Raw genomic sequence first — 19063 nt, 5'->3', positions numbered from 1 at the left:
ATGATCGAGTTCTACGCCGAAATCAAATGGCTGCACGTGGCCGCGGTGATCGCCAGCGGCTCCCTGTTCCTGCTCCGCGGAGTTGCGTTGCAGGGCGGGAGCCGCTGGGCCATGGCGGCACCGCTGCGCTACGCGAGCTACACCATCGACACCGTGCTGCTGACCGCGGCCTTCATGCTGCTCACCATCCTGCCGGGCGCGGTCTTCGCCAATGGCTGGCTGACGACCAAGGTCTCGTTCCTGGTCGCCTACGTCGTGCTCGGCAGCTATGCGCTGAAGCGGGGCCACAGCCGGCGCGAGCGCCTGGCCTTCCTGATCGCCGCCGTGTGCGTCTATGCGGCGATGATCACGATCGCCCGTACCCACCATCCCCTCGGCGCACTGCACGCCGTGTTAACCTGACCCGATCCGTGCGCAAGCTGGTTCCCTTCGCCTACGGCTTCCGCCCCTTCTTCCTGCTCGCGGGCTGGTACGCCGTCATCGCCATCGGCCTCTGGCTGTGGCTCTACCCCGCGGCGCCGGGGCCGTTCGCGACCCTGCCCGCGCAGCTCTGGCACGGCCACGAGATGCTGTTCGGCTTCGTCGGTGCCGCCATCGCGGGATTCATGCTGACGGCGGTGCCCAGCTGGACGGGCAGCCGCGGCTTCGCGGGCCTGCCTTTGATCGCGCTGACCCTGCTCTGGCTCGCCGGGCGCGTCGCGCTGTTCGCGGGCGATGCCATCCCGTTCTGGCTCCTCGGGCTGGCCGAACTCGCCTTCCTGCCGATGCTGGCACTGCTGCTCGCCCCGCCGCTGCTACGCGCCACCAACCGCAACACGCCGCTGCTGTTCGTGCTGCTGTTCCTCTGGTCGGCCGACGCCGTCTTCGTCTATGCGCTGGCGCAGGGCGACCCCGGCCTCGCCAACACCGCCGTGCGCGCGGCGCTCAACCTGGTCCTGCTGCTGGTCACCGTCATCGGCGGGCGCATCGTGCCCGCCTTCACCGCCAATGCGCTGCGTGGCCGCGGGGAGACGCCGGGGCTGCGCGCATCGCGCCACCTGGACCGCTTCGTCATCGGCGCCATGGTGCTCGCGATCCCGGCGGATATCGTCTGGCCCGGCGGCAGCGCAGCAGGCCTGGTCGCGCTCGCGGCCGGCCTCGGCCAGGCCGTGCGTCTGGCCGGCTGGCAGGGCTGGCGCACCCTCGGCGAGCCAATCGTCTGGGTACTGCATGCCGCCTATCTGTGGCTGCCGATCGGCCTGCTGCTGAAGGCCGGCTGGTTCCTCGGCGGCCTGCCATGGGCTGCCTACTGGCTGCACGCCCTCGGCGCCGGTGCCGCCGCCACCATGATCCTGGCGGTCATGACCCGAGCGTCGCTCGGCCACACGGGCCGCGAACTGCGAGTCTCGCCGCCGGTCACGGCCGCCTATCTGCTGCTGCTCGCGGCGGTCGTAGTGCGCGTCTTCGGTGCAGCCTGGTTGCCATTCGGCTACGTCACCACCGTCTCGATCGCTGGCGCCCTGTGGCTCCTGGCCTTCCTGGTCTATTCCGTCGCCTATGCGCCCGTACTCCTGCAGCCCCGGGCCGACGGCAAGCCGGGCTGACGGCGCCCGGCGGCGCCCGGACGTGGCCAAAAGTACGCGCAACCCCTTACCCCTGACGGCGGCGTCCGTGCGTATCATGGAAATGCGAGCGGTCGGCCGGGACCGGCTCGACCGATGCAGGCGACAGCAACAGGAGGTCCCTCTATGAGCGACGGTGTCATCGACGTAGGCGCACAGGATCCGGAACACCGGAACTCCCCCATCGCGGACGAGAGCGACGAGGATACGGAGACGCTGCGCGAGAGCATACCCGGCGAGGACTTCTGCTACTTCAACGGCACGCCCTACGCCCACGGGACCGAGGTCAGGAGCGGCACGACCTACCTGCGCTGCGACTACGGCATCTGGGTACCGTCCGGGCCGGGCGATCCCGACAATCCCTGAGCGGCAGTATCAGTCCCGGACGGCGGCCGCGCGCATCAGCTGCCGCAGCTCGTCTCCGGTCAGTTCCTGCTCGCGCGCGAGCGCATCGGCGATCGCCTGCAGCAGGCGGGCCTCGGCGCGCAGTCGTCGCACTGACTGCGCGTACACCCGGGACAGCTCCGCGTCCACTTCCCGATCCAGGGTCTCGTCGTCGGCACCTTCGAGGGCGGGCCACCAGGTCAGCCCGCGCCCGGCCCCCAGTCCTGTGCTGCCCACCAGCAGTGTCGCGAGTCGGGTCGCGCGGGCCAGGTCGCTGAACGGCTCGTAGCAGCCGGCGAGATCCGAGACGCCGTCCGCGCCGTAGACGATCTCCTCGGCCGCGCGGCCGGCCAGGATGATGCCGAGTTGTTCCAGGATGTCCTCCCGGGTCAGTGAGGCTCGCTGATCCGGCATCGCGGCCAGGAAGCCGATGCGCCCGTCACTGCGCGGCGCCACCGAGACATAGGCGATGTCGGCGCCAGCGGTGCGGCTGCGCAGCCGCGCCAGCGTGTGACCGGCCTCGTGTACGGCATAGCGTCGGAGCAGCGTCGCCGGGATCGGCTGTCGGGGCACACCGCTGCGGGGCCGGCGCAGGATCTCCGCCACCAGGTCCTGCTGGGCGATGGGCTCGCGCCGCTTGCGCGCGCGCCGGGCCGCGCCGCGGACGAACAGCTCGACGTCCGCTCCGGTCAGCCCGAAGGACAGTCCCGCGAGTTCGGCCACGTCCACGTCGCGGCGCACGCGGCCCGCGGCGCGGTGATCACCAAGGTGGTAGTCGTAGATGTGGCCGAGGGCGGCGATGGTCGGGTAGGAGACGCGAACGGTGCGGTCCAGGCGGCCGGCTCGACGCAGCGCCGGGTCCACCGACTCTTCGTAATTGGTCGCGCCGATCACCACCAGGCGGCTGCGGCGCTGGAACCCGTCCAGCAGCTCCAGCAGATAGTTGATCACCTGGGTCTGGTAGCCGCGGCCGTGGGCGCCCAGCTGCTCCCGGCTGCCCACGGCATCGATCTCGTCGATGAACAGGATGGCCGCCGGGTAGCGCCGGGCCTCGTCGAAGCTCGCCCGGATGGCGTCGAGATGCAGGTACAGATGCCCCGCCGCCTGCCAGTCCGTGGCGCTCGCCACCACGAACTTCACGCCGGCGTCCCGGGCGATGGCCCGGGCCAGCGTCGTTTTGCCCGTGCCCGGCGGACCGCTCATCAGCATACCCCGGTCCACCTCGTCCCAGTCCAGTTCGCCGTCCAGGGCGAGGCGCAAGTCGGCCACCAGGTCGGTAGCAATCGCGCGTGCCTCGCCGAGGCCGTGCAGATCCGCCAGCGACGGGCCCGACTCCGGCGACTGGCGCGCCAGCCGTTCCCGGACCCGCGTGCGGATGTAGTCGGCGGCGGCGCTCCGGTCGTGGCCGAGCCTCAGCGGCTGCTGCAGATCGGTGGGCAGTACGAAGTCCCGCCAGATCTCGTCCTGCGCCCCGTCGGGGAACGGGCCGCCGAACAGGGTCTCGAACACCCGCAGGAAGTGGGCCTCGTCCGCAGTCGGCAGGGTAATCGTGAGGTCGACGGACCGACGCAGCCCTTCCGCGACATCGTGGCGGCTGGCGCAACCGAGGAATACCGGACACCGCGCACCCGGCAGCTCCCGCGCCAGCTCCGACTGGCCGATCTGGACGCCCGCCTCGTGCAGCGAGACCACCACCGGTTCGGTGTTGCCGAAAATCTCCGGCGCCGCCTCTGGCTGCCCTGTCAGCAGTGATATCAGCGGCCTCGCCCGGGGAAGGCTGCCCAACTCGTGGACGATATCGGCGACCAGCACCTCCGCGAACGGCATCGGCGTCTCGATCAGGATCACCGGCCGCTGCCGCTCGACGTAGCGGATGAACGCGGCCGCCGCGTTCTCGCCATCGTGCAGCCGGAGGACGCCGGCGGCGGCCGCCGCCTCCAGCGCCCGCGCGAGCGCGATGCGGGTCCAGGCAAGCTTCACCTGATAGTCGACGTTGTGCCGTGGCCCGGTCACGGAGAGGGCGCCTCGCGAGCCGTTGCAGGGGGCTCGATACCGTGTCTGGTGGCCAGAGCCCGGAGTTCGTCGGCCAGCACCTCGGAGTCCGCCAGCAATCGTTCGGCGATGGCCTGGAGCAGGGCCCGGTGGGCCGCAAGGCGCTCGCGCACCCGTCGATAGGCCTGGTCCAGCAGATCGTTTATCAGGGCGATGTCGGCGCGCCGTTCGTGCACGCCGCGCCGGCGCAGCGAATCGCCGTCGTGCAGCCCCAGCGACGTGACGAGACGCAGGACGTGGCCCGTTGCCAGCGCCAGATCGCTCGCGCCGGACTCGCCGCCGGCACCGGAGGAGACACCGTCCGCCCCATAGCGGATCTCCTCCGCGGCGCGGCCGGCGAGCAGGATCTCCAGGTACTCGTAGTGGGCGGCACGGGTCAGGCCGGGATGACGCTCGCTGTGGAACCCGGCGAAGCCCAGCGAGCCGTCGCTGCGCGGCACGATGGACACCAGGGTCAACTCGATCGGGAAATGCCCGGCGAGCAGTGCGGCCAGTGCGTGCCCGGCCTCGTGCCAGGCCACCCGTTCCTGCTCGGCCACGGACAATGGCCGGGTTCCCTGCCCTTCCCGCGGCGCCCGGGTGATCGCCGCGGCCAGGTGCTGTGCATCGATCGCCCCTGCGGCCTTGCGGGCGCGGCGGGCAGCGTCACGAACGAATGCCTCGATATCGGCGCCGGTGCAGCCGACGGCCAGCGCCGCCAGCGGGTCCAGGTCCAGGTCCGGTGCCACCCGGCCCTGTTGCCGGTAGGGGCCGAGGTGGAAGTCCAGGATGGCCGCCAGTGCCGCGCGGTTCGGACGCGGGATGGACACGACCTGGTCCAGGCGCCCCGCGCGGGTGAGCGCCGGATCGATCCGGTCCAGGTGATTGGTGGCGGCGATCACGAACACCCCCTGGCGTTCGCGGAAACCCTGCAGTTCCTGCAGGACGGTGTTCAGCTCCTCCATCTCCAGCTGACGGTTACGGTCCACCATCTGGTCCCGGCGACCGAGCGAATCGATCTCGTCGATGAACAGGATGCTCGGTGCGTAGCGTTCCGCCTCGTCGAAGACATCGCGGATGGCGCGAATGACGTCATAGAACTCCGTAGCGTCGGCGCCCCAGCGCCCGGCGCTGGTGCTGATGAAATGCACGCCGGCCGCCTTCGCGGCGGCACGGGCGAGCAGCGTCTTGCCGGTGCCGGGCTCGCCGACCAGCAGCATGCCCCGGTCCACCTGGTCCCAGTCGAGTTCGCCGGCGACGGCATCGCGGAAGTCCTCGATGACGTCGCGGACGACCGCCCTGGCCGCGTCCATGCCGTGCAGCTCCTCCAGTGCCGGCGCCTCGCCGGCGCCGACGCTCGCCAGCCGGCGCTCCACCCGCTCGCGGATCGAGGCCACCGCTTCCTCGGGCCGCCAGTCCTCGCCACGGTCCTGGCGGTCGCGCAGCGGCCGCTCCAGGTCGCGGGGCTCGACATAGCGCAGCCACATCGGGTCCCCATCGCCCTCCTCCGGCCAGTCGCAGCCGAACACCCGGCGGAACAGCGCACGCAGCAGCGCCGGCTCCGGCGAGCCCAGCGGCAGCACGATGTCGGCCAGGCGCTGCAATGCCGGCGGCAGATCCCCGAGCTTGTGGCAGCCGATCACGGTGAGGTTCTCGGTAGCGGCCAGGTGGAACGCGGCGGCCTCCGGGCGCACCATCTTGCGCACGTCGTGAAAGGACAGTGTCAGGAGATCGCCGCTGTCCACCGGCGGAATACCGATGACGTCCGGTTCGCCCGGCACCTCCTGCTGGATATAGCGTTTGCCCGGCGCGGGATCCATCAGCTCCGCCAGCATCGACGCCACGGTGACTTCGCCGCCGTAGTGGGGCGTCTCCAGCACCAGCGCCGGCCAGCTCCGCGCGAGGAAGCCCGCGAAATCGGCCAGCAGCTCGTCGTCGCCCAGCGTGGCGTCGACGGCATAGAGCGGCGCGGCATCGCCACGGCGCAGCGAATCGAGCAGCTGCAGGCGCAGGCATTCCCACAGGATCGAGCGCTCGCGGCCCCGCTCGTTGGGCGCCCGGCCGGGCGGTGTCGTGGAGATCCCCACCCCTTCCAGCATCCGGCGGGTGGTCTCGTCCATCTCCGGCAGCGGCTTGTCTACCAGAGGCTTCAGACCGCGCGCACGGCGGGAGCCGAGTCCGAGACTGCGCGGCGGCGCATTATTGGCGGCGATGGCCGGGATGCCGGTAACGAGGGGCCGGTCCTCCAGCATCTCCATGGCGCCGTCCGCCTGCACCCGGAAACGGCCGCGGGCGAGGTCGCCGCCGTATTGCAGGCAGCATTCCACGGTCCAGCCGGCATCCCCCGATTCGATGACCGGTGGGTCGATGAGTCCGCGCAGATCCGCGTCGCTGATCGCATCGTAGGCCAGCGGCGGCTGTTCCGACTCGGGGTGGCCATCGCTACTCCCGGGCGACACTGCGGCATTCAGATCGGCGGCGGAAAACACCAGCCAGAACGGTCCCTCTTCGGCGTGTACGAAGCGGCTGAACAGCGCCGAGTATTCCAGGATGGTATCGTCCGCCAGCTCCAGCCCCTGCTCTTCGCAAACCTCGTAGAGTGACACGCCGGTGCCGTCGAGTTCGGTGAAGCTGCGCGCCGTCCACAGGCCGAATCCGAAACCGGCGGATTCGTCCTCGGTCCGGCCCTGGACCAGCCAGGCCCCCGGCAGGCTCGTCAGCGCCCGCACTCGCAGCCGGATACCCCACGCTTCCGCCACCTCCAGCACCGGTCCGTAATGCCAGAGACCTGCGAGTTCGTTCGCCGGGAGTTCCTCCGGATCCAGCCAGCCGTCGCGCAACGGCTGGGGGAAGAAGGCGCCCTGCCGCATCTCCGCCATGCTACTGCTGCGCCCGCCGCAAATAGCGACGGGAATAGAGAACCAGGACCACCGGCCACATGAACCAGTGCGCGATCAGCACGATGTTGGCGTAGTCCTCCGGCGTCACGCCGGGGATCACGTAGCGCCCGTCCCTGCCGTACACCGCCAGCGGCCGGTCGCTGGCCGGCTCCCACTCGTCGCGCGCCGTGAACAGCGCGACCGGCACGTGGAAATGCAGCGCCGTCCAGAAGCCGGCCCCGAGACCCCAGCTCTCGGGGTCAGGGTGCTCCGTCTCATAGCGCTGCCCCTCGGGCAGCGTGAGATAGCCGGGCTCCGACAGCCCGATGTTGACCGGCAGCGAGAACAGCCAGGTGCTCACCAGGGTCCACACCAGCATGATGAGGACGGCGGGGACCGGCTCGGTCACCTCGCGGGTGAGCAGATCGAAAAGGCGGCGTCCTATCCGTTTCGGCAGCCAGGTCAGGCGATTCCAGATGCCCGGTGGGGGCCCCTCCCGTCGCATCTTCGCGCGCAGCCAACGGCGCATGGCCCGGTGTACGTCGTCCGCGGCGGTCTCATGGCCCCAGTTGAAGAGGTTGTTCTCAATGGACCGCCAGGTATGGCGCTGCAGGTCTTTCTCGTTCGCGAACAACAGGTCGATGTAGTCGCCTGCTTCGTCGCTCGCCTGGCGGATGCGGATCGTATCTGCGCTGCCTTCCGTACCGGGACCGGGCGATTCTCCAGTTCGACCCGCTCGGTCACCGCCGGCGACGCGGTGATTGAATTGCCACCACTTGATCTCCGTGTACCCCAGGTCCACCGGACGGGGATAGCCGCGCTCATCGACGGTCAGTGACAGCATACCCACTGTCGCCCGGCGCAGGATTACGCCGCAGGCCTCCGTTGCCCGTTCACAGTCACTACTCCGGTCTGTCTCCTGCGCCAACGGGAAAGTATCGACAGAGATCTCCAGCGTTCCGATATCACTGAAGGACAGATCCAGGCAGCCGGGGATCTCGGCCGTTTCATTCTCCGTGGCCGTTCGCAACAATCCGGCTACCGTGGCACCGCGGGCCAGAACATGGCCTCCGGTCCGTCGCTCCTCGCACCCCGGTGCATTGCATCCATGGCCGGGGCACGACTGCGCTGCGCATGCCGCGGACAGGCTGAGGCCGGAGAGGTCGAGGTTGCCATCGCAGCGCAACCCATCGAGGATCAGCGCCTTCGCGCGGGCACGGCCGGGACCCTGCACGATCTCGACGTCGCGATTGATCTCCGCATCGCCCATGTCGATCGTCGCGGCGGCGCAATCCGCGCCGGAGAGCACCACGTCGCCGCTGATCATCGCCTTGCGCAGATTGATGCCACCACCCGTCTCCGCCAGAAGATAGCCGACGTCGGCATCCTGCTCTTCCGTGAGGCCGCGCTCACGGCCCTGCGCGCAGCCGATCGACAGCGTTAGATCGCCGTCGACGGAGGCATGTCTGAGATTCAGCGATTCGCCGATGCGGACGCCGACGATGTACGCCTCACCCTCGAGCATCGCGTCCTGCAGGTTGACCTTGCCGGCGACTGCGATCGGCTCGTATTCCGGCGCCACTATCTCGTTCCCGTCATCATCAGTGACAGCCGGCTTCATGCGGCCGACCAAGCGCAGTTCCCCTGTCTGCAGCGCGCGGCCGGAAAGATCGCCGCCGATGTCCGTGCGCCGGATACGCAGTATCTGAGGTACGACGGCGCCATCCAGTTCGACGTCGGCCCCGATGCGGTTGCGTCCGGGATGATCCCTGTCGGGCTCGAGCCACAGGCCGGTACCTACGCGTACGAAGGCGGCCTTTACGCCGCCCGCAACATCCACGTTCGTGAGTATCAGGAAATTCCTCTCGACAACCGTCCCATAGACGCTGATTCCCCCGGCAGGGCCGGAATCGCCGCCACCCGACGGATAATGTCCCACCCGCAGGGGCAGCGCTCCGCTCCCGCCCGGATTCAGTCCTTCCAGGGATATCCACTGTTCGGCGAATGCATACTGGAGATTGAGATCCAGGAGCACGAACAAGCCGCGCAGCAGGATGCTGTGGGCGACGACCTGGTCAAGGTTGAGATCGCCGTAAATGCACGTTGGAGATGCAGCCGATTCCGAGGCGATGATCAGGCCCTGGCCGATCTGTGAGGACATCAGGTCCGTACTTCGCAGCGTCTGCACCGACAGAAACTCCAGGTTGCCCTGGACTCGCAGCCGCTCGGCCAGCAGGGTGCCCCCCACGTTTACCCGGACCAGGGTCACATAGGCCGCTCTGCTCTCGTGACAGGTCAGCGATACGCCGCCGCTATGGACGATTGCTTCCTGGTCGGTCAGGGTGACATGGCCCCTGACGATGACGTCGCGCAGGTGCAGACGGCCACGGATGGTTGCCTCGGCCAGCCGCAACCCGTTCTCGAAGACGCAATGCCGGAACACCAGATCCCTGGAGCACTCCAAATGATCGAGGTTGACCGTGCCGCGGAAGCGGCAGTTCGTGATCACGACGGAGCCGATTGACTCTCCCCGCAGATCTACGCGACCGCAGACAATGCGATCCCGGATCTCCGCCGGCCGGCGGCTGCCCGAATCCCGGGCGGTGCGCAGCTCGGCCGCGAAGTGCTCGCCGGTCACGCTCTTCAGGGTCGGTTCCGTCTGCGACGCGATGGGCGGCTGCAAGCCACGCGCCGGCGACTCGGGCATTTGGTCGGGCTCCTCTGCGAGCTCCCAGCTGACCAGCGGTGTATCGTCGAGCATCTCCACCAGTCCATGTGGACTGACCCGGAATTTCGCCGCGAACAGGCCCGCGCCATAGCGGACAAAGGCGACCACGGGCCACCAGCCCTCCCCGTCGGGCTCCCCGACGTCCGGGTCTCCGACCGACGCGGTGACATCGTCCACGGAAGCCGCTTCACCGAGGCCAAGCGTCTCCCGGACCCCCGGCAGGATCGTCCCTGAGCCCGGATCGGTATCTTCGGGGACCAAGTCGCCGGCACCGGTGACGATGTGGAATGGCCCTTCATCCCCCCAGACGAAGCCGCCGAAGAACTTGAGGTACGCGGCCACGTCGTCCGCCGTCAGCAGCGACCACTGCTCGTGACGGGCGAGGTACTCGTTCAGGGTGTTGATCCAGTCGCTGCGCGTGTCCAGGGAGACGGCAAGACCCGGCCGCCAGAGTAGGAAACGATCGGTACGGTCGCCGTTGTGGATACAGTCGCTGACCCGGACCAGGTCCAGCGGGTAGAACGGCAGGCGCTTGAGCGCGACCCGGGTCAGGCCGTCGCCGGCAACCAGCGGCAGGACGCGTCGGTTGACGTCGTCGATGAGCGTGTTCGCATCGACTTTCGCCAGACGCCGCCAGCCATCCGGACTCTCCTGATAGCCCTTCCGCCCATAAATACTGCCCGGACGCGCGAGCAGCGAGCGCAGATAGCCCTCCGGCAGTCCGGTCAACAGGGGCTCGTCCTCCGCGAGTTCGACGCGAATCTCGCCGCGCAGGGCCGCCACCTCCCCAAGACCCGGCACCGGCCGGTCGTACACCGTGCAGATTAAGCGGCGGAGTCCGTCGTCCACGAGAGCGAGGCACATCGCGCGGTAGCCATGGCGGATGCTGTCCGAACCGGTCAGCGGATCTGACGCGAGGGCGGCAGCCACTCGCTCGCGCTCGAAGTCGTTCAGCGCGACCCAGAATTCGACGTCGTCGAGCCGCTCGATAAACAGCACACGGGCGCCGGCCAGGACGGCATCTCCCGTCCTCGCAAAATCCGCGAATACGCGCAGGTAGTCGAGCGCCGTATCGGCGTCGATTCGGTAGACGTCCGTCCAGCTCAGAGTCGCAAGGAAATCATTGGTATCGCGCAGTGGCAGAATCCGCCGCCGCGGCTGGTCGTCGTGACCTGCAAGACACCAGAGGAGGATATCGCGGTCTTCCTGCTGCTCGCCTTCGGTCCACCACCAAGTCTGTTCGACAATCGGGCCATGGCCCCGATAACGGAGCAACAGCAGCAGGGCATCCCCCTCCAGGAAAGCGGGCCGGGCGGCGCACTCGATGGCCAACTCCTCCGGCCGGCATCCGGAGGCTTCAGCCGCCAGGGCAATCCACCGCTCGGCCTCCCCCGGATCGAGGTCGATCTCGTAGTCACTGATCGCGGACGGACGCCCGCTCGCTGTTCCCGCCATCACACGCCCGCAAGGTTCGGCCGCAGCCGCTATTCGTTCTTGTTATCGCCGGTCGCACGGTCGATGGTAACCCATAATCGGCGCCGGGCAAGGTCCGCCCCCTGAGGCCGAAGCGCAGCGGGCGTGGAGTCGGCGCCGCGCTCCGCCGCCGAGCCCCGTGCTAGCATGCGGACAGTCACAAACACGGAGGTTCCCATGCGACGTACGTCTTTCATCACCGCCGCAGCCCTGCTGCTTACCCAGACACCCGCCGCGGCCGCCGACCTGTCCGGCGTGCCCTCCGGTACCTACCAGGAAGACGACCAGCACGCCTACGTGATCTTCTCCTACACGCACCTCGGCTTCTCCAACCCGAAGGTGCGCTTCGACGACTTCGACGTCACGCTGAAGCTCGACACCGAGGACCCCGAGGCGAGCGAGATCGACGTCAGCATCGACGTCTCCAGTGTGGACAGTGGCGTGGAGGTCTTCGACGGCCACCTGATGGGCGCGGAGTACTTCGATCTGGAGAACCATCCCGCCATCACCTTCGAGTCCGCGAGCGTGGAGAAGACGGGCGAGAACACCTACGACATATCCGGCGGACTCACGATCAAGGGCAAGACGGTACCGGTCACGCTCGCCGCCACGATCAACGGCGCCGGCGAGCATCCGCTGAAGAAGGTCCCGGCAGTGGGTATCTCGGCCACCGGCACGGTCATGCGCTCCGCCTGGGGCCTGGACCAGTACGTGCCCGCGGTGAGCGACGAGGTGACGCTGACCATCGAGGTCGAGCTGGTCCACGACGGCGCGCAATAGGCCGGCCGCATGACCGACGGCGCCGATTCACTCGTCTTCCGCGGCGGGCGCCTCAGCGCCGCCGTCCCCCTGCTCTTCTTCGTGGTCTGGGCCGTCGCCATCTCGGTGGCCGGCGCCCCCGACGAGCAGGGCCTCATCCTCGGCATGATCGGCGGCCTGACGCTGGGCATGCTGCTCTGCCGCAGCCGCTGGGCGGATTACGCCAACGCGGTCTTCGAGGGCATGGCCAACCCGGTGGCCGCGGTCACCATCGTCGCCTGGTTCTGGGCCGGCATGTTCGCTCAGGTGCTGCGGGTCGGCGGGCTGGTGGACGGGCTCGTCTGGGTGGGCGCCCAGTCCGGCGCCACGGGCGGGCTGTTCGTCGGCGCGACCTTCCTGCTGGCCGCCACCTTCGGCACCGCGGTGGGCACCGGCTACGGCACCGCCGTCGCGTTCTGCACGCTCATGTTCCCGGCCGGCGTGACACTGGGCGCCGATCCGGTGTGGCTGTTCGCCGCCATCCTGTCCGGTGCCGCCTTCGGCGATAACCTGGCGCCGGTGTCGGACACCACGGTGGTCTCGGCCACCACCCAGGAGACGGACATACCGGGCGTCGTGCGTTCGCGGGTCAAGTACGCGCTGATCGCGGCGCTGCCGGCGCTGGTGCTGTTCACGCTGCTCGGCGGCGACGGCGATCCGGTAAATGCGGCGCGGGCGAATGCCCTGTTCGCGGAGACCGCCTCGCCGCAGGGCCTCGTGCTGCTCGCGCCGTTCGCGCTGGTGATCTTCCTCGCGCTGCGCGGTCACCACATCCTGGTGGCACTCACCTGGGGCATCCTCGGCGCCGTCGTGCTGGAATTGGCGCTGGGACTGGCGGCGCCGGCCGACGTCCTGTTCATCGATCCCGACCGGGATCAGGTCGGCGGAGCGCTCGTGGACGGGATCGCCGGCTACGTCGGCCTGGCCATCCTGATCCTGCTGATCGTGGCCGGCGGCCACATCATGCGCCTGGGCGGCGCGCTGGAGGCGCTGATCGACCGGCTGCGCCGCTTCGCCCGGGACTCCGTCGCCCGGGCGGAGACGGCCATGTGGGCCATTGTGTTCTCGCTGAATGCGTTCATCACCATCAATACGGCCGCCGAGATCGCCGCCGGCCCGGTGATCTCCCGGCTGGGCAAGCGCTTCCGCCTGCATCCCTACCGGCGCGCCAACATGCTGGACGCGGTGACGTCTGCCATCGGCTACATCTTCCCCTGGGGCGGCGGCGTGCTGATCGGCTACCAGACCCTGCGCACGCTGGAAGAGCAGTACGACTTCGTCGAGGCGGTGGCGCCCACCGACGTGTGGGCCTACGTCCTGCACGGCTGGTTCCTGGCGGCCGTGATGCTGATGGCGGCCATCACCGGCTTCGGTCGCACGTACGAAGCCGACGACGGGTCCGAGACGCGGCATCCGCCGCCGTGAATGCCGGGGACGGCGAGAACCGCAAGCGGCTCGCGCCGCTGACCCTGGCGGCGCTCGGTGTCGTCTACGGCGACATCGGCACCAGCCCGCTGTACGCCGTGCGCGAGTGCTTCTACAGCGACTACGGGGTGGCCCCGACCGCGGCCAACGTCCTCGGCGTACTCTCGCTGGTGTTCTGGTCGCTCATCCTCGTCATCTCCGTGAAGTATCTGGTGTTCGTGCTGCGCGCCGATCACTACGGCGAGGGCGGCATCCTGGCACTGATGGAACTGGTGCGCCGGCCGCTCAAGGGCCGGTCCCGCACGACCGTGATGGCGCTCGGTCTCTTCGGCGCCGCCCTGCTCTACGGCGACGGCATGATCACGCCGGCCATCTCGGTGCTGAGCGCCATCGAAGGCCTGGAGGTGGCCACACCGGTATTCGAGCACTATGTCGTGCCGATCACGATCGCCATCCTGTGCGGGCTGTTCGCCGTGCAGCGCCTGGGCACCGGCGGGATCGGCACCATCTTCGGCCCGGTGATGCTGGTCTGGTTCGCCTGCATCGGGCTCGCCGGGCTGCCCGGCATCGTCGCCAACCCCTCTGTGCTCACCGCCGTGAACCCTGGGTATGCCGTCGCCTTCTTCGGCGACGACGGGCTGCATGCGTTCGCCATCCTCGGCATCGTCTTCCTCGTCGTCACCGGCGGCGAGGCGCTGTATGCGGATCTCGGCCACTTCGGCCGGGCGCCGATACGCCTCGGCTGGTACCTGGTGGTGCTCCCCGGGCTGCTGCTGAACTACTTCGGCCAGGGCGCGCTCATCCTGCGCGAGGGCGACGCGCTGGTGAACCCCTTCTACGAGCTCGTGCCGGGCTGGGCGCTGTATCCGATGGTCGGTCTTGCGACTTTCGCCACCATCATCGCCTCGCAGGCCATCATCTCGGGGGCGTTCTCACTCACCTTCCAGGGCCAGAACCTGGGCTACCTGCCGACGGTGAAGATAGTCCACACCTCGTCGCGGCAGCGAGGCCGGATCTACGTGCCGTCCGTGAACTGGCTGCTGCTCGTGGCCGCCGTCGCGCTGGTGGCCGGCTTCCAGCGCTCGGGCAACCTGGCCGCCGCCTACGGCATCGCCATCAGCGCCACCATGCTGGTGACCACCATCCTGCTGTACTTCGCGGAGCGACGGATCTTCCGCTGGGCCCTGCCGGTCTCGCTCGCTGTCACCGTCCTGTTCATCATCCCCGACATCGCCTACTTCGCGGCCAACGCCGGCAAGTTCATGGACGGCGGCTGGCTGCCCGTGGGCGTCGCGGCGGGCGTCTACCTGGTGATGGCCACCTGGCGCCGGGGCCGCGCCACCGAACAGCGGCACATGCGCAACGAAGCCACGCCGGTGCGGGAATTTCTGGCGCATCTGGGCGGCGGCTACTACCGCCGGGTGCCGGGGCACGCGGTCTATCTCGCCGCCAACGAGCGCGGCACGCCCCACGGGCTGATCCACAATCTCCACCACAACCGGGCGCTGCACGATCTGGTGGTGATCTACACGGCCAAGACCCTGCGCCGCCCCCGCATCGGGCGCCGCGAGCGGCTGAAGGTGACGAAGCTGCGCGACGATATCCACCGTATCGTCGCCTACTACGGCTACATGGAAAAACCGAGGCCCCGGGAAGACCTGGAACAGGCGAACGACGAGCACGGCATCGGCCTGGATCCGGAGCGGGCCACCTATTTCCTGGAACAGGAGACGGAGTACCCGGTGGGCACGACCGGCATGGCCTGGTGGCGGTCCTGGCTGTACGTGCTCATCCGGCGTAACACGCGCCGCACGACGCTGTATTTCGACCTGCCACCGGACCAGGTGTTCGAGGTGGGCGTGCGCATGCGCATTTGACCTCGCCGCATCGGGGTATAGGGTAGAGGGCATGGGTGATTTCTGGGCCACGTACGGCGAGGCGGCCAGGACCGCCGCGGGTTTCTTCTGGAAGTCCGGCTGGGCCTTCGTGCTCGGCTACACGATCAGCGCCGCCATTCAGGCCTTCGTGCCGAAGAAGCGCCTGACGGCCCACATGGGCGCGGCGGATGCCGGCAGCGTCAGCCTGGCGACCCTCTTCGGCGCCATCTCGAGCTCCTGCTCGTTCGCCGCCCTCTCGGCCGCCCGGGCGCTGGTGCAGAAAGGCGCGCATTTCGTCGCGGCCGTGGCCTTCATGTTCGCGTCGACCAACCTCGTCATCGAGCTCGGCATCCTGATCCTGATCTTCCTGGGCTGGCAGTTCCTGGCCGCCGAGGTCGTGGGCGGCGTCGTGCTGATCGCGATCAGCTCGATGCTGATCCGGCTCACCTACCCGCGCCGCTGGCTGGACGCCGCCCGGGAGAAGGTGAAGGAGGAAACCGACACCGACGAAGAGGATTTCGACTGGAAGCAGCGCATGACCAGCTTCGAGGGCTGGTGCCGCGTGGGCAATAATTTCGCCAACGAGTGGGGCATGGTGTGGCAGGAAATCCTGGTCGGCTTCACGCTGGCCGGCTTCATCGCCGTCTACGTGCCGGACAGCTTCTGGCAGGCCCTGTTCCTCGCCGAGGCGGCGGCAGCCAACCCGGACAACTTCTGGATCGTGCTGCAGAACGCGGCGGTGGCGCCGTTCGTGGCCGCGGCAACGTTCATCGGCTCCATGGGCAACATCCCGCTCGCCACGGTGCTGAACTCGGGCGGCGTGCTGTTCGCCGGCATCATGGGCTTCATCTACTCCGACCTCATGGTGCCGCCGCTGGTGAAGGTGAACGCCAAGTACTACGGCTGGCGCGTGGCCCTTTACATCGCGGGCATTATGTACGTGAGCATTATTGTGACGGCAATCATCCTGCACTATGGTTTCCTCTGGCTCGGCATGATGCCGGAGAGCAGCCGCGAGGCCGGCGACGTGGCACAGTTCAAGCTGGACTACACGTTCTACATGAATCTGACCGCCGTGGCCCTGACCGGGGTGATGCTGTGGTTGCGGCGGCGGCACCGGCAGATGGCCGGCGCCGACGGTCACGAACACGACCACGGAGACGGCGGCATCGGCGTGCAGGACGTCGTCACCGGTCTTTTTATCCTGCTGTTGCTGGGCGGCGGCGTCGCCCTGTTCGTTAGCGGAGTCATCGCATGAACGACAAATGCCATCACCACGACCGTGACGAGCCCGCCGCTTCGTCGGGCGAGCACAAACACGGTCACCACTGCGGCCACGACCATGACCGGAGCAGCGCGCCCGACGACGGCCGCTACGACAAGGTCCCCGCCGGCTACGAGGGCACGGTATATACCTGCCCCATGGACCCGCAGGTCCGTCAGACCGAGCCGGGCTCCTGCCCGATCTGCGGCATGGCGCTCGAACCCGAGGGCGTGGTGACGGGCGAGGAGGACCAGAGCGAACTCCGGGACATGACCCGCCGCTTCTGGATCAGCGCCGCCTTCACCCTGCCCCTGTTCGTCTACGCCATGGGCGAGATGCTGCCCGGACAGCCGTTCCACGGCCTCGTGCCGGCCGGCCTCTCCCAGTGGCTGCAGCTGGCGCTCGCCACGCCGGTGGTGCTCTGGGGCGGCTGGCCGTTCCTGGTGCGCGGCGTGCAGTCGGTCCGCACCATGAACCTGAACATGTTCACGCTGATCGGACTCGGCGTCAGCGTCGCTTACGGCTTCAGCGTGGTCGCCACCGTCGCGCCCGGCCTGTTCCCTGCCTCGTTCCGGGATGCGAGCGGCCGGGTGGGCGTCTACTACGAGGCCGCCGCCGTGATCACGACGCTGGTGCTGCTGGGCCAGGTGCTCGAACTCCGCGCCCGCCGGGCCACCTCCGGAGCCATCCGGTCGCTGCTGGAACTGGCTCCGGCGGACGCACGGCGGATCCGCGAGGACGGCACGGAGGAAGACGTGCCGCTGGACGAGCTGGCCGTCGACGACCGCCTGCGCGTCCGCCCGGGCGAGAAGGTGCCGGTGGACGGCGTCATCGAAGAGGGACGCAGCACCATCGACGAGTCCATGATCACCGGCGAGCCGCTGCCGGTGGAGAAGAACGCCGAAGACCCCGTCACCGGCGGCACCGTGAATCAGACCGGCGGGTTCGTCATGCGAGTCACCCGGGTGGGCGAAGACACCCTGCTCTCCCGCATCGTCCACATGGTGGCCGAGGCCCAGCGCAGCCGCGCGCCCATCCAGCGGCTGGCCGACGTGGTGGCCGGCTGGTTCGTGCCGACCGTGGTCGGCGTCGCCGTCATCGCCTTCATCGCCTGGTCCGTCTGGGGACCCGAGCCCGCCATGGCCTATGCGCTGGTGAATGCTGTGGCCGTGCTGATCATCGCCTGCCCCTGCGCGCTCGGGCTGGCCACGCCCATGGCCATCATGGTGGGCACCGGCAAGGGCGCGCAGAGCGGCATCCTGGTGAAGAACGCCGAGGCCCTGGAGACGCTGGAGAAAATCGACACACTGGTGGTGGACAAGACCGGCACCCTGACCGAGGGCCGCCCCCGCCTCACCGCCGTGGAGACCGACGGAGACCTGGCCGAGGAGGAACTGCTCCGCCTGGCGGCATCCCTGGAACGGGCCAGCGAGCATCCGCTGGCGGCCGCGATTGTCGAGGGTGCCCGCGACCGGGGCATCAGCCTCGCCGACGTCAGCGATTTCGGCTCGGTGACCGGCAAGGGCGTGTCCGGCACGGTCGACGGACAACGCGTCGCGGTGGGCAACCGGGCCATGATGGACGAGGTCGGGGCCGGCGACGACGGGCTCGCCGGCCGCGCCGACGAACTGCGCAGCGAAGGCAGCACGGTGATGTTCGTTGCCGTCGACGGCGCACCGGCCGGCCTCGTCGCGGTGTCCGACCCGATCAAGGAAACCACGCCGGAGGCGCTCCGTTCCCTGCACGAGGCAGGCATCAGCGTGGTCATGCTCACCGGCGACAGCCGGGCGACGGCCGAGGCCGTGGGCCGGGAACTCGGCATCGACGAGATCCACGCCGAGGTGCTGCCCGAGGACAAGAACCGCATCGTGACCGAACTGCAGGAGCGCGGCGCGATGGTGGCCATGGCCGGCGACGGCATCAACGACGCCCCCGCGCTCGCGAAGGCCCACGTCGGCATCGCCATGGGCACCGGCACCGACGTCGCCATGGAGAGCGCGGGCGTGACGCTGGTGAAGGGCGACCTGCGCGGCATTGCCAAGGCCCTGACGCTCTCCCGCGCCACCATGCGCAACATCCGCCAGAACCTGTTCTTCGCCTTCGTCTACAACAGCCTGGGCGTGCCGGTGGCCGCCGGCGTGCTCTATCCCTGGTTCGGCCTGCTGCTGAGCCCGATGATCGCCGCGGCCGCGATGAGCCTGAGCTCCGTCTCGGTAATAGGCAACTCCCTCCGCCTCCGCCGCCTGAACCTGTAGGAGGGCCTTCAGGCCCGACCCGGCTGTAGGAGGGCCTTCAGGCCCGATCCCCTTCTTTCCTGGCCGCCCTGCGGGGGTATCCATCTTGCTCCCGACAAAAGGTCGCGGCGATGGATACCCCCGCATGACGGCCGTGCTCGCGGTAACGTGAAGGAAGCGCCAGTCAGCGGCGCGTGCTGACTGGTGCCAATCCTCTCGGCTACGGGCCCGTCAGCGGCCGGGGCGGGCTGCGGGGGTCGTCCGGGCCGACTGGAGCCATGACGGCGGGAAGGAGGCCCGGCCGAAGCGAGCGAGGACAGGACGTCCGAGTGAGCGTCCCCCGTAGCCCGCCCCGGCCGATGGCGGGCC

Annotated in this window: 11 protein-coding genes; 8 read left to right on the top strand and 3 right to left on the bottom strand. The window is 68.9% G+C overall.

Annotation, left to right across the window (positions count from 1 at the left end):
- The 3 genes from ACJMK0_RS18185 to ACJMK0_RS18175 all read left to right on the top strand — a co-directional run bounded on the left by ACJMK0_RS18185 (position 1) and on the right by ACJMK0_RS18175 (position 1967).
- Positions 1–402, top strand: coding sequence for a SirB2 family protein (locus ACJMK0_RS18185; RefSeq protein WP_405240529.1), 402 nt, complete (start codon positions 1–3; stop codon positions 400–402).
- Positions 403–410: 8 nt separating this feature from the next.
- Positions 411–1583 carry an NnrS family protein gene (locus ACJMK0_RS18180; protein ID WP_405240527.1) on the top strand — a complete coding sequence of 391 codons (1173 nt, stop codon included), beginning with the start codon at positions 411–413 and terminating at the stop codon, positions 1581–1583.
- Between the two features lie 144 nt (positions 1584–1727).
- Complete coding sequence (locus tag ACJMK0_RS18175) at positions 1728–1967, top strand: hypothetical protein (RefSeq protein ID WP_405240525.1); 240 nt, start codon at positions 1728–1730, stop codon at positions 1965–1967.
- A gap of 9 nt (positions 1968–1976) precedes the next feature.
- Here ACJMK0_RS18175 and ACJMK0_RS18170 read toward each other — a convergent pair whose 3' ends face one another.
- The 3 genes from ACJMK0_RS18170 to ACJMK0_RS18160 are packed head-to-tail and all read right to left on the bottom strand — an operon-like array spanning position 1977 to position 11078.
- A complete protein-coding gene (locus tag ACJMK0_RS18170; RefSeq protein WP_405240523.1) occupies positions 1977–3998 on the bottom strand; it encodes an AAA family ATPase in 2022 nt (673 codons plus the stop codon).
- Positions 3995–6895, bottom strand: a complete 2901-nt coding sequence (locus ACJMK0_RS18165; RefSeq protein WP_405240521.1) for an AAA family ATPase — start codon at positions 6893–6895, stop codon at positions 3995–3997. Before ACJMK0_RS18165 ends, ACJMK0_RS18170 begins: the two co-directional genes overlap by 4 nt.
- A 1-nt stretch (position 6896) precedes the next feature.
- Positions 6897–11078, bottom strand: a complete 4182-nt coding sequence (locus ACJMK0_RS18160; RefSeq protein ID WP_405240520.1) for a pentapeptide repeat-containing protein — start codon at positions 11076–11078, stop codon at positions 6897–6899.
- A gap of 195 nt (positions 11079–11273) precedes the next feature.
- Here ACJMK0_RS18160 and ACJMK0_RS18155 point away from each other — a divergent pair, with 195 nt between their 5' ends.
- The 5 genes from ACJMK0_RS18155 to ACJMK0_RS18135 are packed head-to-tail and all read left to right on the top strand — an operon-like array spanning position 11274 to position 18715.
- Complete coding sequence (locus ACJMK0_RS18155; RefSeq protein WP_405240519.1) at positions 11274–11876, top strand: YceI family protein; 603 nt, start codon at positions 11274–11276, stop codon at positions 11874–11876.
- A gap of 9 nt (positions 11877–11885) precedes the next feature.
- A complete protein-coding gene (locus ACJMK0_RS18150; protein WP_405240517.1) occupies positions 11886–13319 on the top strand; it encodes a Na+/H+ antiporter NhaC family protein in 1434 nt (477 codons plus the stop codon).
- Positions 13316–15196, top strand: coding sequence for a potassium transporter Kup (locus tag ACJMK0_RS18145; protein ID WP_405240515.1), 1881 nt, complete (start codon positions 13316–13318; stop codon positions 15194–15196). Before ACJMK0_RS18150 ends, ACJMK0_RS18145 begins: the two co-directional genes overlap by 4 nt.
- Before the next feature lie 31 nt (positions 15197–15227).
- Positions 15228–16454 (top strand): permease, encoded by a 1227-nt coding sequence (locus tag ACJMK0_RS18140; protein ID WP_405240513.1) that lies wholly within the window; start codon positions 15228–15230, stop codon positions 16452–16454.
- Positions 16451–18715 carry a copper-transporting P-type ATPase gene (locus ACJMK0_RS18135; RefSeq protein WP_405240512.1) on the top strand — a complete coding sequence of 755 codons (2265 nt, stop codon included), beginning with the start codon at positions 16451–16453 and terminating at the stop codon, positions 18713–18715. The genes ACJMK0_RS18140 and ACJMK0_RS18135 overlap by 4 nt, the downstream gene beginning before the upstream one ends.
- The last annotated feature ends 348 nt before the right edge of the window (positions 18716–19063 follow it).

Source organism: Lentisalinibacter orientalis, assembly GCF_040706535.1.
In the GTDB taxonomy this organism is placed as follows: Bacteria; Pseudomonadota; Gammaproteobacteria; order Steroidobacterales; family Woeseiaceae; genus Lentisalinibacter; species Lentisalinibacter orientalis.
Note: the sequence above shows the minus strand (reverse complement) of the source record. Positions and strands in the feature narration are given on the sequence as shown.

Coding starts and splice junctions, on each gene's coding strand:
- ACJMK0_RS18185 (WP_405240529.1), top strand. CDS start 1: ATGATCGAGTTCTACGCCGAAATCAAATGGCTGCACGTGGCCGCGGTG.
- ACJMK0_RS18175 (WP_405240525.1), top strand. CDS start 1,728: ATGAGCGACGGTGTCATCGACGTAGGCGCACAGGATCCGGAACACCGG.
- ACJMK0_RS18165 (WP_405240521.1), bottom strand. CDS start 6,895: ATGGCGGAGATGCGGCAGGGCGCCTTCTTCCCCCAGCCGTTGCGCGAC.
- ACJMK0_RS18160 (WP_405240520.1), bottom strand. CDS start 11,078: ATGGCGGGAACAGCGAGCGGGCGTCCGTCCGCGATCAGTGACTACGAG.
- ACJMK0_RS18155 (WP_405240519.1), top strand. CDS start 11,274: ATGCGACGTACGTCTTTCATCACCGCCGCAGCCCTGCTGCTTACCCAG.
- ACJMK0_RS18150 (WP_405240517.1), top strand. CDS start 11,886: ATGACCGACGGCGCCGATTCACTCGTCTTCCGCGGCGGGCGCCTCAGC.
- ACJMK0_RS18140 (WP_405240513.1), top strand. CDS start 15,228: ATGGGTGATTTCTGGGCCACGTACGGCGAGGCGGCCAGGACCGCCGCG.
- ACJMK0_RS18135 (WP_405240512.1), top strand. CDS start 16,451: ATGAACGACAAATGCCATCACCACGACCGTGACGAGCCCGCCGCTTCG.